The sequence below is a fragment of the Lysinibacillus sp. GW823-FHT06C08 genome, from assembly GCF_058795135.1.
The window spans coordinates 102,072-118,987 of sequence record NZ_JBXAHN010000011.1 but is presented as its reverse complement, the minus strand read 5'-3'; the positions used below and the strand labels follow the sequence as shown (position 1 = coordinate 118,987).

Annotated in this window: 17 protein-coding genes; 7 read left to right on the top strand and 10 right to left on the bottom strand. The window is 37.5% G+C overall.

Annotated features, from left to right (window positions below; translation table 11 throughout):
- Positions 1-62: 62 nt before the first annotated feature.
- The gene (locus tag AC1Q6O_RS20505; protein WP_239355403.1) at positions 63-1,358 is read left to right on the top strand and encodes a transglutaminase domain-containing protein; all 1,296 of its coding nucleotides are present in this window, start codon (positions 63-65) and stop codon (positions 1,356-1,358) included.
- A 28-nt stretch (positions 1,359-1,386) separates the two neighbouring features.
- Here the strand turns inward: AC1Q6O_RS20505 and AC1Q6O_RS20500 are convergent, their stop codons facing one another.
- The 7 genes from AC1Q6O_RS20500 to AC1Q6O_RS20470 form a co-directional block, all read right to left on the bottom strand.
- A complete protein-coding gene (locus AC1Q6O_RS20500) occupies positions 1,387-2,331 on the bottom strand; it encodes an N-acetylglucosamine kinase (protein WP_089986857.1) in 945 nt (314 codons plus the stop codon).
- Positions 2,328-3,842 (bottom strand): argininosuccinate lyase, encoded by a 1,515-nt coding sequence (gene argH / locus AC1Q6O_RS20495; protein ID WP_089986858.1) that lies wholly within the window; start codon positions 3,840-3,842, stop codon positions 2,328-2,330. The genes AC1Q6O_RS20500 and argH overlap by 4 nt, the downstream gene beginning before the upstream one ends.
- A 27-nt stretch (positions 3,843-3,869) precedes the next feature.
- Complete coding sequence (locus tag AC1Q6O_RS20490) at positions 3,870-5,591, bottom strand: ABC transporter permease (RefSeq protein WP_089986859.1); 1,722 nt, start codon at positions 5,589-5,591, stop codon at positions 3,870-3,872.
- 12 nt (positions 5,592-5,603) lie between these two features.
- Positions 5,604-6,674 carry an ABC transporter ATP-binding protein gene (locus tag AC1Q6O_RS20485; protein ID WP_089986860.1) on the bottom strand — a complete coding sequence of 357 codons (1,071 nt, stop codon included), beginning with the start codon at positions 6,672-6,674 and terminating at the stop codon, positions 5,604-5,606.
- A 96-nt stretch (positions 6,675-6,770) separates the two neighbouring features.
- Entirely contained in the window at positions 6,771-7,877 is a 1,107-nt protein-coding gene (locus AC1Q6O_RS20480) for an extracellular solute-binding protein (protein WP_239355402.1), read from the bottom strand.
- A gap of 198 nt (positions 7,878-8,075) precedes the next feature.
- Positions 8,076-8,990, bottom strand: coding sequence for an EamA family transporter (locus AC1Q6O_RS20475; protein WP_089986862.1), 915 nt, complete (start codon positions 8,988-8,990; stop codon positions 8,076-8,078).
- Positions 8,991-9,008: 18 nt separating this feature from the next.
- The gene (locus AC1Q6O_RS20470; protein ID WP_089986863.1) at positions 9,009-9,572 is read right to left on the bottom strand and encodes a GNAT family N-acetyltransferase; all 564 of its coding nucleotides are present in this window, start codon (positions 9,570-9,572) and stop codon (positions 9,009-9,011) included.
- Positions 9,573-9,717: 145 nt separating this feature from the next.
- On the opposite strand from AC1Q6O_RS20470, the gene AC1Q6O_RS20465 reads away from it, so the two are divergent.
- The 5 genes from AC1Q6O_RS20465 to AC1Q6O_RS20445 all read left to right on the top strand — a co-directional run bounded on the left by AC1Q6O_RS20465 (position 9,718) and on the right by AC1Q6O_RS20445 (position 13,192).
- Positions 9,718-10,665 (top strand): carbohydrate kinase family protein, encoded by a 948-nt coding sequence (locus AC1Q6O_RS20465; protein WP_089986864.1) that lies wholly within the window; start codon positions 9,718-9,720, stop codon positions 10,663-10,665.
- Between the two features lie 20 nt (positions 10,666-10,685).
- On the top strand, positions 10,686-11,117 hold the full coding sequence (locus tag AC1Q6O_RS20460) for a protein-tyrosine phosphatase family protein (RefSeq protein ID WP_492402080.1): 432 nt from the start codon (positions 10,686-10,688) through the stop codon (positions 11,115-11,117).
- A gap of 211 nt (positions 11,118-11,328) precedes the next feature.
- On the top strand, positions 11,329-11,532 hold the full coding sequence (locus AC1Q6O_RS20455; RefSeq protein ID WP_081937092.1) for a PLDc N-terminal domain-containing protein: 204 nt from the start codon (positions 11,329-11,331) through the stop codon (positions 11,530-11,532).
- Positions 11,529-12,413, top strand: a complete 885-nt coding sequence (locus AC1Q6O_RS20450) for an ABC transporter ATP-binding protein (protein WP_239355400.1) — start codon at positions 11,529-11,531, stop codon at positions 12,411-12,413. The genes AC1Q6O_RS20455 and AC1Q6O_RS20450 overlap by 4 nt, the downstream gene beginning before the upstream one ends.
- Positions 12,410-13,192: an ABC transporter permease gene (locus AC1Q6O_RS20445; RefSeq protein WP_089986867.1), complete on the top strand. Its 783-nt coding sequence runs from the start codon at positions 12,410-12,412 to the stop codon at positions 13,190-13,192. Before AC1Q6O_RS20450 ends, AC1Q6O_RS20445 begins: the two co-directional genes overlap by 4 nt.
- 249 nt (positions 13,193-13,441) lie before the next feature.
- Here AC1Q6O_RS20445 and AC1Q6O_RS20440 read toward each other — a convergent pair whose 3' ends face one another.
- The 3 genes from AC1Q6O_RS20440 to AC1Q6O_RS20430 form a co-directional block, all read right to left on the bottom strand.
- Positions 13,442-13,888 (bottom strand): GNAT family N-acetyltransferase, encoded by a 447-nt coding sequence (locus tag AC1Q6O_RS20440; RefSeq protein WP_036122142.1) that lies wholly within the window; start codon positions 13,886-13,888, stop codon positions 13,442-13,444.
- A 1,048-nt stretch (positions 13,889-14,936) separates the two neighbouring features.
- Positions 14,937-15,308 carry a hypothetical protein gene (locus tag AC1Q6O_RS20435; RefSeq protein ID WP_139150618.1) on the bottom strand — a complete coding sequence of 124 codons (372 nt, stop codon included), beginning with the start codon at positions 15,306-15,308 and terminating at the stop codon, positions 14,937-14,939.
- A gap of 99 nt (positions 15,309-15,407) precedes the next feature.
- Positions 15,408-15,638: a hypothetical protein gene (locus AC1Q6O_RS20430; RefSeq protein ID WP_089986871.1), complete on the bottom strand. Its 231-nt coding sequence runs from the start codon at positions 15,636-15,638 to the stop codon at positions 15,408-15,410.
- A 558-nt stretch (positions 15,639-16,196) separates the two neighbouring features.
- Between AC1Q6O_RS20430 and AC1Q6O_RS20425 the strand changes: the two genes are divergently transcribed.
- On the top strand, positions 16,197-16,901 hold the full coding sequence (locus AC1Q6O_RS20425) for a CBS domain-containing protein (RefSeq protein WP_089986872.1): 705 nt from the start codon (positions 16,197-16,199) through the stop codon (positions 16,899-16,901).
- Positions 16,902-16,916 lie beyond the last annotated feature (15 nt).

Sequence of the window (16,916 nt, the reverse complement as noted above, 5' to 3'; positions counted from 1 at the left end):
CGGGTTCTTTGTGCTTGTTTTTGTATATAATGAATAGAAGAAGACGGTTGGAGGTGAGGAGTTTGTGGAAGAAATTAGCCATTATTATGATCATCATTGTTTTCATTGACCCCATTTATACGGCAGGTAAAGCAGTTGTCCGGCAGATAGCGGAATGGACAAATAATGATGAGATAGAAACAATGCTTCTTTCAACAAAGGAAAAAATCGTTGATGTAACCGCTAGACTTTCAGACAATGCCTCAATAGAAACGGCCATACCTATAGAAGACATGCATGATATGGAGGTAGCACCTACTGCTCAAGCAATTCAGAAGCCAGAGACAAAGTTAGTTGTGACAAACGTTAAGGAAATGACTGATGCAATGTATGCGTATTATAGTAGTTTCTCACCGAAATTTGAAATTCAGTATAAAGGGAATACACAACGAATTGAACAAATTGTAGAAGAGGCCTATAACAATGCCATCGAAAGAGACGATTATGTGTATGGCCATATTAGTAAACATTCAATTCGTTTTGAATATGGAAGAAACCAGGCAACAATATTTGGGGAGCAAAGCTATTTAATGACCCCAGAACAGGCTGCTTACGTGGAGATGAATGTCCAAGAAATCATTGCCAAAATTAGTAATACATCTATGTCAGACGTAGAAAAGGTACGAGCCGTTAATGATTATATTGTGGCGAATACGGCCTATACCGACCAAACAAATTCTAGTCCCCATAGCGCCTATACCGTTCTTGCAGAGCGCGGAGGGGTATGTCAGGGCTATGCTTTACTTGCTCACTCCATGTTACAAAAGCTAGGGATTGAAACGAAATATATTGTAGGATATGTAGGTCAAGAAGGACATGCGTGGAATTTAGTGAAGTTAGGTGGACAATGGTATCACCTTGACACAACGTGGAATGATCCAGTCCCAGATCGTAAGGGGGCCATTCGTTACCAATACTTTTTAGTTGACGACCGCACAATGGCAAAAGACCACTCATGGATTGCTGAAGATTATCCTAAAGCAACGAGTACACTCTATAGCTACTATCATGATATAGACTTCCCAGCACAGGTTGACAATCAATTATATTTTAGCAACATCTCTGATGACAATAAGCTGTATGTGCTTGATATGAAGACGGGTAAAACGAAACGAGTAACAAATTCCCGTGTACAATACGTCGTTTATGCAGATGGATGGCTCTATTATAGTAATTATTCCCGAGGCGCTTATTTAACAAAGATTCGTCCAGATGGTAGCGGGGAACAGTCCCTAAACCGAGAAGATACGAAGGATTTATTTGTGAAAGATGGCTATCTTTATTTCACAACGAATGAGTTGAAGAAAATGGCCCTATAAATGGGGACAACAAAAAGGGCATGACTTATCAACAGTCAAAGGCCCTTTTTGTTCGTTCAATTAAATAATCAATTGGTTGCTGCTCACAAAGAGAAATGGAGATCTGCGGATGCGTTACTGCTAATATATTTGTAAATGTTTTTAAAATAAGTGGATTATACTTGATGGCACCACCATTACAGTAAAGAGGAAACAGTCCATTCTGATAGCCTATCTTTGTTAACACGGCTTTTGCTAAAAGAGCCAATTCGTGAGCTGCCTGTTGTGATATTTGAATGGCACAAGCATCTTGTTGTTCAACTGCTTGAGCAACAAATGCCCCCATTTTGGCCAACTGTGCATTTGTATAGGATGGCTGAAATAACCATTCAGCGAGCTCGGTTACATTTTGTATAGCTAAGGAATGATAGACAGCCTCTTTTAAAATAGTGGTCTCACCTCGACCATCTTCCATTTTAAAGATGGCTCTTACCACTTCTTGCCCTAGCCAATAACCACTACCTTCATCTCCAGCTCGGTGTCCCCAGCCTCCAGCACGAACGATTTGCTGTCCATCATAGGCGTAAGCGATTGCTCCTGTTCCAGCAATGAGTAATGCACCTGCCTGTCCAGCAGTCACACCAAGTAGTGTGGCTTCAGCGTCATTTTCAATAATAAGAGTAGCAATAGAAAGCTGTGTGGCTGATAGGGCATTTTGAACAATAGCTGTAACTATTTCTTTGTCTTTTGGAGAATCAATCCCAGCTAAGGCAAAGGTAGCTACAGCAATTTGAGAGCAGGGATACTTTTGCAAAAAAATTTCTACCTTTGCTAAAAGCTCATGTAATATCACTGTAGCTGCTTCCATACCAATGGCTTGATAGTTGGAGCCCTTTGTTGAAGCTGAATATTCCATAACACCAGTTTCCGCGTGAACGACTGCGCATGCCGTTTTTGTCGCACCACCATCAATAACTAGAAGCCATTTCATCATTGGCTCCATTCCTCAAGAAAAATCGTTAATTCTTTCTCCGCTTCAATAATGGAACTTTCCTTTAATTGAATCCATTCATAAAGATTTTTCGTATTCATTTTGGCATGTTCAAGTGCTGCTTTCATTGTGGCGGGAGCTGGGCCACCTGGTAGTGTTCGAACACCAACAAAAGACTCTGGCTGTAAGGTTTTATAAAAATCCTCTTCTGAAATATTTAATTCTTTTCCCGTAATCAATTTAGATTGAGTATTCACGAGTCCCCATGTAAGGCTTGCTAGCGATTCCTCACTATGAGCAAGTAGTACTTTAATGCATTTACTAACAATGCTATGTGCTTGGCGGAAGGAAATATCCTCTGAACGTACTAATGTATCAGCCAGCTCAGTAACATTGGCAAAGCTGTTCTCTGCACGGTTTCTTAGTTTTTTCTTGTTCACATCCATTGTGACAACAAGTGAGCCAAATAATTTATAAATCCCAACTAAGCGGTCGATGGCACGCCATAAATAGGGTTGCATATCATCCTCAGTATCGACGATATCTCCAAATGGTGTATTATGTACCATCTGTAACACGGTGCTTGCATCTCCAACAACAGCCGATAGTAATGAACGCGTATGTTCAATTGAAACAGGGTTACGCTTTTGGGGCATAATAGAGCTTATTTGAACATATGGACTTGCGAGTGTGAAGGCATTGAACTCCTGTGTAGCCCATAATAAAAAATCTTGAGAGGTCCGGCCAAGATTGAGTGCAGCAAGCTGTACAATACTTGCTGCTTCAGCAATATAGTCAGCTCCAGCCACTGCATCCCACGCATTTTCGATAATATCATCGAATGCCAACAAATGACGCATCCGTTCTCGATTTATATTAAATCCTGTTGTAGTTAAGGCTGCAGCCCCCATACTGCTACGATTAACAGTTTTATAGACATGCTGCATGCGCTCAAAATCTCGTTCAAGCTGGTCAATGACAGCCTTTAAATAATGGGCAAAGGTTGTAGGCTGAGCCTGTTGCGTATGCGTGTAGCCAATCATAATAGTATCTACATGCTCCTCAGCAGCTGCGATTAAATCATCTCGCAATGTTAGTAGCTCTCGCATTAATAACAGTAATTTTTGCCTTAGTGTCATACGATAAATGGCGATGCCCATATCATTACGACTGCGTCCAATATGAAGATTTCCAGCAACGTCGCCAGCAAGCTCTATTAATTTATTTTCAATGCGGAAAAATAAATCTTCGTATTGGGGGCTATAATCTTCTAAACGATAATAATTTAAATCTATTTTCTTTAGTGCTGCCCCAATTTGTTTCGCTTCCTCTTTTTTTACAAGTCCTTGTTCTTCTAACATTTTTAAATGAGCTATATTAATTTGTAGCATAATAGTTAGAAAATTTTTCTTTGCCTCTTCATAGGCTGGCTGTAACACAATTTTCCGATAGATGTTAGAAGGGAAAATCATCCCATCTTCCTGCTGCGTTTTGTTGCGAAAATCTTCAAACATTATCATGGCCTCCTAATAGATTAGCAGTTAAATAGCTGTACCAGCACTGCCTTTTGATAGTTTTTCAGAAATAATAAGGACAACTAAAATTAAGCAAATTTGTAAGACACCGTAGGCACACGCAGTCCCAAATTTAAATGCATACAATTTTTGGAATATGGCAACAGACAATGGAATAGTAGATGTACTGTATATAAGTATGGATGCAACAAATTCACCAAAGCTTTGTACTAGGGCTAATAGTGTTCCCGCTAATATTCCGGTGAATGTTAAAGGTATGACGATGCGTCTAAATGTATACCACCAATTGGCGCCTAATCCACGTGATGCCTCTTCAATTGACGGATCTAGTTGTACGAGAGAGGCAGAGGTTGACCGGAAAACAAGTGGCAAATGTCGGATGAAATAGGCTAATGGTAAAATCCAAAATGTCCCGATTAATACTTGATTAAAGGCAAAGATGTTTTCCGTGCTAAAGGCGGCGATTAAATTGACTGCTACCACTGTCCCAGGTAGAGCCCAAGGTACCATTATTAAAATGTCGAGTAATGTTTTTCCTTTAAAATTTAAGCGGACCATCGCATATGCTGCGGCAACACCAAAGATAATATTGCCAAATGTTGCGACGATACCCATCTGTATAGAATTCCAAATAGGTCGCCATGTACGCTCATCAGTAAAGAGAGCCATATAATGATCCAGTGTATAGTCTGTAGGGAGTATTTGAGTCTTCCATGCCCCATCAACAGAAAAGGATATTAATATCAGCACTAATATCGGTAAGATCAAAATCAACGTGCCGATACAGGAGGCAATAGTTGCCGCTATTTTTATTTTCTTGGAGGATACCTCCGAGCGATGGACACTTATCCCTTTACTGAGATTTTGATAATTTCGGCGATTTTGATACCAACGCATCATCATTAAAAATGTAATAGAGACAAAGGACAGTATCATCGACTGAGTTGCGGCCATCTCAAGATTGCCATTAGTACGAGATAAGTAGATTTGCATGGTCATAGTTCGTTCTACACCAAACATTAAGGGTGCCGTATAGGAGGCCATAGAGATCATAAACACTAATAAGGAGGAAGCAACAATGGAAGGGGTCAGCATGGGTAAAATAACCTTTGTCCACACGCGAATACGCCCTGCACCTAAACTAGTTGCCGCTTCTTCAAGAGCTGGATCTAGCCCCTTGATGGCAGCAGATGCGGTTAAATAAAAATAAGTATACATGGTGAAAGTATGAACAACGATGACTCCCCAAATCCCTTTCAATGAAAAGGGTACATGATCTAAACCGAATAAATGCTGAAAGACTCGAGGGAAAATACCACTATCTCCGTACAAAAAAGAAAAGGATAGCACACCGACTAGGGGGGGAAGTGCCATAGGGACCAATACTAAAATGGAAAGTATTCGTCTCCCAGGAAAGTTATAGCGTTCGAGTAAAAAAGCCATAGTTACTCCAACGATAGCGCAGCAAAGGACGCTAATACTAGAAATATAAATACTGGTCCACAAAGCTTCTAAATTTGCTGGGCTTGCTAGATTGAAAAATTTTTTATAGTGAAGGAATGGTTCATCACCAGCAAAGCTTTGAGTAAATGTTTGATAGAAGGGATAGACGACATAGGCGAACAACACTAAAAATAATGGCGATATTAATATATAGATGAACCAATTGGAATGAAAGATTCGTGTCCATATACTTTCTTGAGAAGCATTGACAGTTTGCTTTTCCATATTGGCTTCCTCCTATTCCCCTAAAAAATACAGCGAGTCATGCGTTATATGAATGGTAATATCCTCGCCAATCTTTTTTATTTGGTCATAAGAATTAATAAGCATTACTTTAAGTGAAAAGGCGTTACAATCTACAATGTAATTGACGCTAATGCCTGTGAATTCAACAAAGGTTATTTTTCCTGTTAATGTATTATCCCCAGTCCCCAAATGAATAGATTCTGGACGTATTGAAATAAATACTTTGTCTCCAATCATATGCGTTAATGCTGGAGAGCTCTGTTGCTTTCGCCCAGTAAAAATATGTCCATTTGCTGTTTTCACTTGTATTTCTTCGCCTTCAATTGCTTCTAATATGCCCTCAATTAAATTGGTTTCGCCAATAAAGTTAGCTACAAAGCGATCTACAGGTCGGTGATATATTTCCTGAGGAGTCCCAATTTGCTTGATATAGCCGTTTTCCATGACCATGATTCGGTCAGACATCGCCATAGCCTCCATTTGATCATGGGTAACATAAATCGTCGTGACACCAAGCTCAGATTGAATCCGTTTGATTTCAATACGTGTTTCCTCACGTAACTTTGCATCTAGATTGGATAATGGTTCGTCAAGTAATAAAATATCTGGCTCAATTACTAGAGCTCGAGCCAAAGCCACACGTTGCTGTTGCCCACCAGAAAGCTCATTTATTTTTCTATCCCCATAATTTGACAGATGTACTTGTCTTCTAATTCGATCTACCTTGCGCTGAATCTCAGTTTTAGAAAATTTACGAACCTGTAAACCAAATGCGATGTTTTCATCTACTGTCATATGAGGGAAAAGGGCATAGTTTTGAAATACCATACCGATATTGCGTTTATTTGGCTGAAGCCGAGTGACATCTTGTTCATCAAATAGAATCTTACCTTTAGTTGGGTAATAAAAACCGGCAATCATTCTCAAAGTAGTTGTCTTGCCGCAGCCGCTTGGCCCAAGAAAAGTGAAGAATTCACCAGCCTTTATTTCGAGATCTACATCTTTCACACCATACAACTGACCAAACTGCTTCGAGACATTTTCGATTGTGACTCTTTTCAACAAAAAACTCCTCTCCAACAAAGGATTCATAGCTATATAGGGGATGAGATAGTAAGGTAAAAATCCACTAAAAAAGCTGGATTTTCACCCGGATACTTATTTACCGCGGCCTTTAATATTGTTATCCCAGTATTCCATCCATTCAGCCTCTTTGTCAGACATTTGCTGCCAGTCTATATCGAATGTTTTTAAATCTAATTCTTGATACCACTCTGGCATGGATGCCTTATCGATATCAGATCGTGTAGGAATTTGATAATAATCTTTGGCTAACTGTGTCACCATCTCTTTTTCGAATAAAAATTCGACAAATAGTTTGGCATTCTCTAGATTTTTCGCATTGTTGACAACTGCAACACCATCTACCAAAATAGGTGCTCCACTTTTTGGATAAATATAATCAAAGGGATAATCAGTTGTATATTTCTTTAATAAAATATCTTGTAGATTCCATAAGGAGACACTGCCTTCTTGTCGTGTTAGCTTTAAGTACAAAGCATTAGGATCTTGCGTATATTCCTTCGTATTAGCGTCTAATTGTAATAGCCATTCATAGCCTTTATCAGGAGAGTTCGCATCTTGTCGTACAATCATAGAGGAATATATGGTGCGCATTGTTCCTGAAGCCAGCACACCCCGAATTAAAATTTGATTCTTCCATTTAGGGTCAAGAAGGTCATCCCAATCCTGTGGCCCATTTTCTTTTGTTAATAAATCACTATTGATCATAATGACTTCTGGTAGCAGCATCTCTCCAAACCAGCGGCCATCTACATCTTTATGTGTAGCATCAATAGAGTCAATAAAGCTAGGCTGCCAGGCATGTAATAAGTCTTCATTTGCCCCAACAATGAGCGCTGATTGTGTGCCGCCCCACCAAAAGTCTGCCTGAGGATTAGCCCTTTCGCCACGTAAACGTTCTAAAATTTGCTGAGCGCCCATTGTTAAAAACTCTACTTCAATGTCTGGATACTTTTTATTAAACTGATCGATTACATTTTGCACCATTTCTTCATCACGTCCTGTGTAAATAACAAGCTTACCAGATGGCGTTGTTGCCGCTACTTCCGTTTTGTCGCCATCTGTCGTTTTATCGTTATTGGCAGCATCATTTGTAGTTTTTCGGTCATTGTTTCCACTACATGCGGCTAAAACAAACAGTATGAACACAAGGAAAAAACTAAGAATACGTGTTTTTTTCATCAACTTCCCCTTTCTTAAAGTAAGGTACTTACATATTGCAGTATAATACGAAGGGGTAACATTCATGTTAGAATTATTAAAAAATTACATTTTCCTTCATCATAGCGAAGTGCTAATCCATTAGCAACGGCATTTCAATGAAGTTCAAAAAAACTCCTTAAAAAGGAATATTCCATTTTCAAGGAGTTTTCTATCTGTTTAAGTTTGTGCATCCAATAGGCTATCATTTTGTCGGCGTTGCGCAATAATTGTCGGCAATAACATACCGACTATCACTAAAACAATGCCCATAATTTGCAATGCAGTTAAAGGTTCATGTAGGACAATAACGGAAACGGTAACTGCAACAGGTAATTCAATAGCGCTTAAGATGGAAGCAAGTGCACCACCAATTTTGGGAATAGCAATGGAAAATAAGTATATAGGTAAAATGATACCGAATAGACCGAGGGCTAATCCATACTTCCATAAGCCTTCCATAAACAATTTTCCGTTCCAAATCACTTCTGGACTTAAGAAAATACTGATCATTATAAGGGCTACAAAGGAAACGATAAATACCCTTGAAGTGGTTGTAACCCCTTCCACTGGTCGAGAGTTAAATTGAATGAAGCAGGCAAAGGTAACGGCAGCAGCAAAGCCGAATAACCATCCTTGGAGAGGGATTCCACTTAAATCTACATTTAAAACACCTGCAGCTAAAATTGTTCCTACAAATAAGATAATAATCGAAATAACTTCAGGTCGACTTGGTAATCTTTTATGTAGAGCACAATCAATTAACAAACCAATCCATGTAAATTGGAACAGCATCACTACTGCAAGAGAAGCGGGTAAATACTTGAGAGATTCTCCGTACACTATTCCAGTCGTTCCGGTAAAAATACCAGCACATAATAATATAAGGATGCCTTTTTTGGATGGCTTAGGTAATTTTCTATCTGTCAACATAAAAATAACTAAAACGAGTATAAAGCCAATAATATATTGGCTCGATACAGCCTCTGCAGATGTAAAGCCATGCTGCATCGCTACTTTGACAATAGTCGACAAAATTCCGTAGCTACTAGAGGCAATGACGATCAAAAGAGGGTAAATTAAATTTGTTTTCATGAATACAATCTTCACTTCCTAAAATTGTTTCACCATATGATGAAATGGTTCATCGATTATGGACCAAGGCTCAGTAATAACAAAGCCTAAACGTTCATAAAGACGACGAGCATCTTCTTTTTGAGTTTCTACATTTAAGGATAACTTTGTATAGCCATGCTGCTTTGTCAGTTCTTCGGCATATTGTAAAAGTAATGTACCAATTCCTTTACCGCGTGCTTCTGGTGTTACACAAACTGTATCGATATAAGCCTCATCTTCGTGGGCCTCATGATCGATGATGATTGATGGAGCATTTTTAGCCTCTAACCATTTTACAAGGTTAGCATCCATAGCAATGGCATGTGCGCCATAATAATAAACGAGAATTCCTACTATTTGCTCATCCTCCGTAGCGACATAGGTATTTAAATAAGAATGTCGATTGTCGTCACGCTGAAAAAGGGTTGTCAGTTCTTGACGAACAGCCTCGGACGATTGCTCGCCAGTTAAACGATTGGCAATCTCACCAATCGCATCAATAATTAAAGGCACAACGGCATGTGCATCTTGTGGTTGAGCTTGTCGAATTGTAATACTCATCTTGAAAATCCCTACCTTTCTATAGGCAAGTATAACAAAGTTAGTGGATGACACAAATTTTCAGGCATGCTCTCAAAAGTTAAACCTTTATAGAATGACAATTTTCGTGTTAATCTATAATGACTAGACTTTCAGGAGGACAATCATGACGAAGCAAGATAAGGATTTTATTTTAGTCTATGGAGATGCATTTATTGACTATATTGCTGATGATGTAACAAACACATCATTTACAAAATATATGGGTGGTGCAACAGTAAATGTTGCAGCAGGTATTAGCCGAATTGGCGCACCATCTGCCCTAATTACAATTACAGGGGATGATGAGGGTTCTCAGTTTGTGCGTGATGGGCTTGTAGAGGAAGGTGTCAAGCTTGACTATGCCATATTCGACCCAGCTAAACGAGTAAGTGGTGTTTATGTGCATCTGACAGAAGCCTGTGAACGAATTTTTAAAGATTATGTGGATGAAACACCTGATTTACAAGTGGAGCCACTACAGTTAAATGAAGCAGCATTTAAACATGCCTCTGCTTTAACGGTATGTTCAGGGACCATGTTCCATCCGACAGCTCTAGCTACAACTCAAGCTGCCGTAGAAATGGCGAAGGACAAAGGTGCGATCATTGCGATGGATGCAAATATTCGTCCATTACGCTGGAGTAGTGAAGAAATTTGTCGAGAAACGATTACGTCCTTTTTTGAGGATGTAGATATTTTAAAGGTAACAGATGATGAGTTATTCTTCCTGACGGAAACGACTAGTTTAGAAGAAGGAATTGAACAACTAAGTAGCTATTTAGTGCCTATTATTTTAGTAACAGTAGGAGAAAATGGCACTTATGCTGTGTTGAATGGAGAGGTCATCCATGTACCAACTGAAAAGGTAATACCTGTAGATACTACTGGTGCAGGGGATGCATTTATGGCAGGGGTATTACGCGATGTTCATTACAATGGCTTGCCTACAACAAAAGAAGAGCTTGTTCGCTGTACAAGCTTTGGCAATAAATTAGGAGCATTTGCAGCAACAAAAGCAGGAGCTTTAACGGCTTTACCATATTACGAGGATATTAAGCATTTACTGAAATAATCCTATGGAGTGTGACCAATATGGAAAAAAACTATGATGTTTTAGTTAAGGATCAAATATTCTTTGGCGGCGCAAAAGATGCGGAGGCGGCTTTTGAGCAAGAAGCTGTAGATGTTGTAATAGATGTTCGTGTGCAGGGACTTACTTCAGAAGAGCAAGAGGCTGTTTCTTATTCGTATAAGCATATGCCAATTGCAGATGAAGATATTGCGGTAGCATCATCTATTCAGCATGTAGCTAAGGAAATTGCTTCGTCCTATGAGTTGGGACAGAAGGTATATGTTCACTGTGGGAGTGGCGGTGGTCGTGCTGGTGTAGCAGCTACTGCGGTGTTAATAGAGCTAGGGCTGGCTCATTCTCTAGAGGAAGCGGAGGCAGCGGTAAAAAAGGCCCGTCCACAAGTAACGATTCGACCTAAAATGGAAGGTGCTCTACAACAACTTTATAAATAAAGAAAAAGATGTGCTGATAAAGGTACATCTTTTTTTGTTTTTATAAATGAAGCAGGGCGTATAGAAGATGAAACGGGGGACTATCTAAAACATGACATCTTATCCTATGGAAATGGCACAGAATATTTGGAAGAAAAAACAAAATTTTGTTCTATACATGTTAGAACAAAATTGTTATAGTTAATGTATAACAACTAATGGGGTGATCTGTATGATGGAGGAATTAGCAAAAGTTCCATGGGCAGTGATAGCACCGCTCATCGTCGTTCAATTAATATTAATGATCGTAGCACTTATTGATTTGCGTAAAACACATGCAACGAATGGGCCTAAAATTTTATGGGTATTTATTATTTTATTTACAAATATAATAGGGTCAATTGCGTACTTTATAGTTGGGAGAAAGCAGTCATGACAACATTACTTCAAGTAACTGGTTTGACCAAACGATTTGCAGAGCACAATGTTGTAGATAATGTTCAATTTATTCTAGAGGAAAAGACTTCAACGGCGTTAATAGGGCCAAATGGCGCGGGTAAGACAACAACATTGTCCATGTTAACAGGGCTCTTAACGCCGACTGCCGGAAGTGTAGAAATGCTAAATGGGGATTTACGTGAAAATATAGGGTTTTTACCCCAATATCCACAGTTCCATCCTTGGCTAAGCGCGTTAGAATTTACTGAGATGGCTGCGCGGCTAAATGGAGTATCAGCAAAAAATGCTAAATTAGAAGCGCAAAAAACATTAGAGTTTGTAGGGTTAGGAAATGTTCAACATAAAAAAATAGCTACTTTTTCTGGTGGGATGAGGCAACGCCTTGGTATTTCCCAGGCAATTGTGCATAAGCCAAAATTACTGTTATTAGACGAACCTGTTTCAGCACTAGACCCTGTTGGCCGTAGAGAGGTTCTTGATTTATTAAAAGGTTTACAACAAGAGACAACCATTTTATATTCAACTCATATTTTAAACGATGCGGAAGAAATGACGGATCAGCTATTATTCTTACAAAATGGAAAACTAGTAGAGCAAGGAACATTACGAGAGGTACGCCAACGTTTTGATGAGCAAAATTATATAGTTGAGTTTTCCAGTGAGGAAGAGGCAAAGCTTTTTGCAAGCTCGACAGATCATGTAGTAGGCTGTTATGTATATATCGAGATATTGAATGAGGAGCCAACGATGAAGGAGCTGCTTCATCGTTTAAGTAATTGTCCTTATACAATAAGAAAAGTAGAACGACAAACAGCATCGTTGGAAGAAATTTTCATGAAGGTGGCGAAAAAAGCATGAGAGGATTCAATGTACTTCTACAAAAGGAATTTAGAGAGGCGTGGCGAAGTTGGAAATTTTTGTGGATACCTCTTGTGTTTGCCCTGCTCGGAATGAATGATCCCCTGATAAATTATTATATAATGGATATTTTAAATGCTGTTGGAAATGTGCCAGAAGGCTTTGAAATGTTGATGCCTGAATTAATGCCCGTTGACCTATTACAGGCTTCTATAGGGCAGTTTCAAACGATAGGGTTATTGGTGATAATGGCTTCTTTTGTGGGTATTATAAGTAAAGAACGTGCGAGTGGTACGGCTACCTTATTATATGTAAGACCTATATCTTTTGGAGCCTACTTTATGAGTAAATTTATTGTAATGAGTGCAGTTTGTTTTGTGAGTATTTTAGCAGGCTTTGCAGCAAGCGTGTATTACACTAGTATTCTATACGGAACTTTAGAAATTGGACCACTGCTTGCCAGCTTTTGTACGTATTATGTTTGGCTAATATTTGTAATTGCTGTGACATTAATGATGAGTGCTAGTTTTAAAACAATTATAGCTACTACATGTGCCTTTACAGTTATCTTTATTGGGCAAATAGTCGATATGGTAGTAGGACTATTCTGGACTATATCCCCTTGGAAGCTAGCAAGCTATGGACCTTTACTAGTTCGTGGAACAATGGAGATGTCTGATTACTGGTGGAGTTTAATTATGACAATAGGACTTATAATTCTTTGTATTTGCATTGGAATTACAATGATGAAAAGAAATGCGGCTATGACGAAAATTTAAAAATATAGGACGGAAAATCTGATACGTTTAGACTTTTCCGTCCTTTTGTGTTAGAGTATTCCACCATTGATAAGCAGGATAAGCCCAACAAAGAGCATGATCCACGAAAGGGCTGGTTGTTTTTAAATAAAGTTTAATCAAATGATACTAATAACGTTGATAAAGATCATAGAAAAGAGCGTATTTTGAAAAATGATTGATCAAATTTACTTTAAAAAGACTATTAGTCATTGTGGTAAATTCAAGTGCTTACAAGGAATACTTAGCTAATTGTTCTCCCCAAGATGATAATTCAGTCTCAATAAATCCTGCTCTTTTATAGGCAAATTTTGCTGTAAGATTTTTAGGATCATATCCAATCATGATAAAAGGAATGTTTGCATGATTACTATTCCTTATCTCTTCTATAACCAGATATATAGCTTGTTTGCCTATACCTTTACCTTGAAATTCTTCGTCAATCATTAGTCTATAAATCCAATAATTATTGTCATCAGGGTCTATTCCAAACATAGTAAATCCTATCATTTTATTATTAAGATAAATACCTTTTGCAAAGAAATTATCTAGAAACTGAACTTCTGCGATAGAATAAAGGTTGGATGCAATAAATGCTTGTTGTTCCTCTTTAACAGATAATCTAATTGCTTCTTCCCAATTACTTTTGTCAATAGGCTTTAAACAAATTTCCTTCAATTTGGTACTCTCCCTTTGAAGGGGAAACACGTAGTTTATGGGCTATTGAAACGCTATCCCCTTGTTTTTATGCCCAATCAAGTATAAATAATTTCTCATCGACAACGCCTCCTTAAAAGTACAAAACTGCCAATTCATCCGATCGAAAAATCTCTCTTACTCATAATTCAGATACGCTATATGGGGGAAGCCTCACACCCCTTACCAGCCTCCACTCTAACTTAATAAATTTTTGATTATTACATTACTCCGATTATGAGCTGAAGATCTAAGCGTAAAATTGATGGAATGATTTACGATGCTAACAACTGTTATGTGAGCAAAAAGACGCTCTCTAAGCAGCTATAGGCATTATAAAAAATTCCCTTTATTGGAAAATTAAGTGCGTGAAAAGAACCAAGCACAACGACAGTAGGGACAACAGATTGTCCCTACTGTCTTTAGATCTTTGAACCTATTTTTTCTTCTTTTCTGTTGGTTTTATAATTGCGACTCGTCAGCAAGAAGAAGTAGTAACCGAAGAAAAGAAAGCCTATTTTGCACAAGAGTGTGAGCAAATCGTAGCCAAGTTACGCGAACTTTAATTCAAATGAGGAATGGTAAAAACCATACCTCTAGTTTGCTATACTTATTTTTTGCCTTTTAATTATTTTTTTCGGATTTCTTTTTCTCCAAATAAAATAAAAAGAAGAAACCTACAAAGCTAATTAGTAACAATATTAATGATGTAGTTGACTTATAATTAATTATTATTGCTATTAATATGACTAAACACATTACTAAATAATAATAAGGTAGTTTAAAAATTTTCATTTTAATATCAACCTCCTTTTACCTTACCATATCAATTTCATGTTCTTTACTACTAAAATTTAAAAATTTATTTAAAAAAACAGGTATCTAACAAAAAATCTCTCTGTACTGTTAATTTTTATGTAACTGATTGACACACGAAATATATGATTAGAAGAGCTAAAGACTAAGAGACTGTCTTTAAGGCAGTCTCTTAGTCTTTAAACGTTTTTGCAGTGATGCTTTATAATAGACTTTAATCGAAAAGATCATCTATTACAGGTTTACATGCACCAACTGTAGCAGTAACACCAAAAATTTCTTTTAATAAATCATTTACTTCTGAAGCAAGTTTCTCTTTGTCTACAACATCCTTAATAGCTTTAGATAACGAATTTTTAACAGAGTTTAGTAAAGCTCGGTGATATTTATAATTTGTATAAGTCATGTCTACAGTTCTAGTTATTCCACCTAATGCATTAAAAATAGTCTTTAGTTTTGTAACTTTCGAGAAAGGCAAGGCTGCCAATCCAGCCGTTCCAATGCAAGTTGCAACTTCACCCACCGAAGCTCTGGCAAGCACAAGTGATGTTTCTGACGAACTAGTATTGTCTATTAATAAAGACATTTCTTTTTGAATAGAAGGAAATATGAAATTATCATATTCATCAACTAAAATTTCAACACCAGATTCTGCAGATAACCATTCAGCAGATTTTTTAGCTCCTTATATTTCTATATCGTAAGGGAGCTTTTCAAGAGCCAAAAAGAAATTATAAACTTCATTATGTATACTCATTTCATTTGAAAATAGTGTGGTTTCATTTGTTAAATTACTATTACTAGTATCTTGTGCATTTGCAGTACTTGGATTTACAGCTAAAACAGACGTTCCTAATAAAAATGTAGAACAACAAGCTATCAACATAGGATTCTTAAAATACTTAATCACATTCAAAACAAATACCTCCTAATACTTGGGTTTGTTACCACATAAATGGATAACTCATATAAATAATAACAATAAAAAGTAAATTTTCTATATTCTTCAATCCCTTTGATAATAGTAATCGCTTTTTCTCGATTTTCTTCGTCATTCAAATTTACATACTTGAATACATCATCAAAGTCAAAGACAGTTTCTATGAGTGCACTTAATTCTTTTCCTTTGCTCCACTACAAGAAAAGTAACATGTTGATTTAAGCTTGCCTCCCACTCCCATGTATTATTAAGAAGCGCTTGAATTTCCTTATTTCCTTTAATTTGAATCCTAATGTTTAAATTTAATTCATTCTCACTGTAAATCCTATGTCCATCATTTGTCTTACTTGCTGGGAAAAATAGTCCAATTCCTCATAATAACGTAACTTTCAAGGGAGAATGTAAAAATAAATGACAGCAAAAATTACATTCTTGGAATATCCATTACTTAGGAATATAATGGTGGTGTAACTCGAAATTTGTCAAATAACTCGGAAAATACATAAAGTTACTAGAGAAAGAGGGTACGTAAAGGTGGAGACTGAAAATTCCGATCGTTTCCTGACAGCATTTAATCGAATAGACCATAGATTACGAGATATTGTAGGCATTAAGGATTTTACGCCCTTTTATCGGCTCGTTGATCAAGCGAAGAAAAAAGAGGTATTGGTGAAAAAATACGAAGATGATTTACGGTCATACGCCGATCTGCGAAATGCAATTGTCCATCATCGTACTTCTATTAACTATGTAATTGCTGAACCACATACCGATGTAGTCGAAAGAATTGAATACATAGATGCTACGCTCGCTAAGCCTATGCTTGTCGGTCAAATGTTCCGAAAGAGAGTACTTGTTTTTCAAGAGAATGATTCCCTCAAGCATGTGTTAAAGGTTATTCACCAGCGAAAATATACGCAGTTCCCCGTCTATTTTAATAAACAATTTAGAGGGCTAATTACAACTGTAGGAATCACCAATTGGCTTGCCTCTAAAATGGGTGGCGACCATTTACCTAAAGGAATTCCTACGTTGCATGATATTTTAATGCATGAGAAAAATAGGGTGAATTACAAGTTTGTGAGCAGATACATAACGATATATGAAGCAGAAGAAATTTTTAAACAGGGAGTGGAAAGAGGTAGGCGTTTTGAGGCATTACTAATAACAGAACATGGCAAACCACACCAAAAATTAATAGGAATCATTACACCGTTAGATATTGTAAAAATTGATTAAAAAAAAACGAGACAA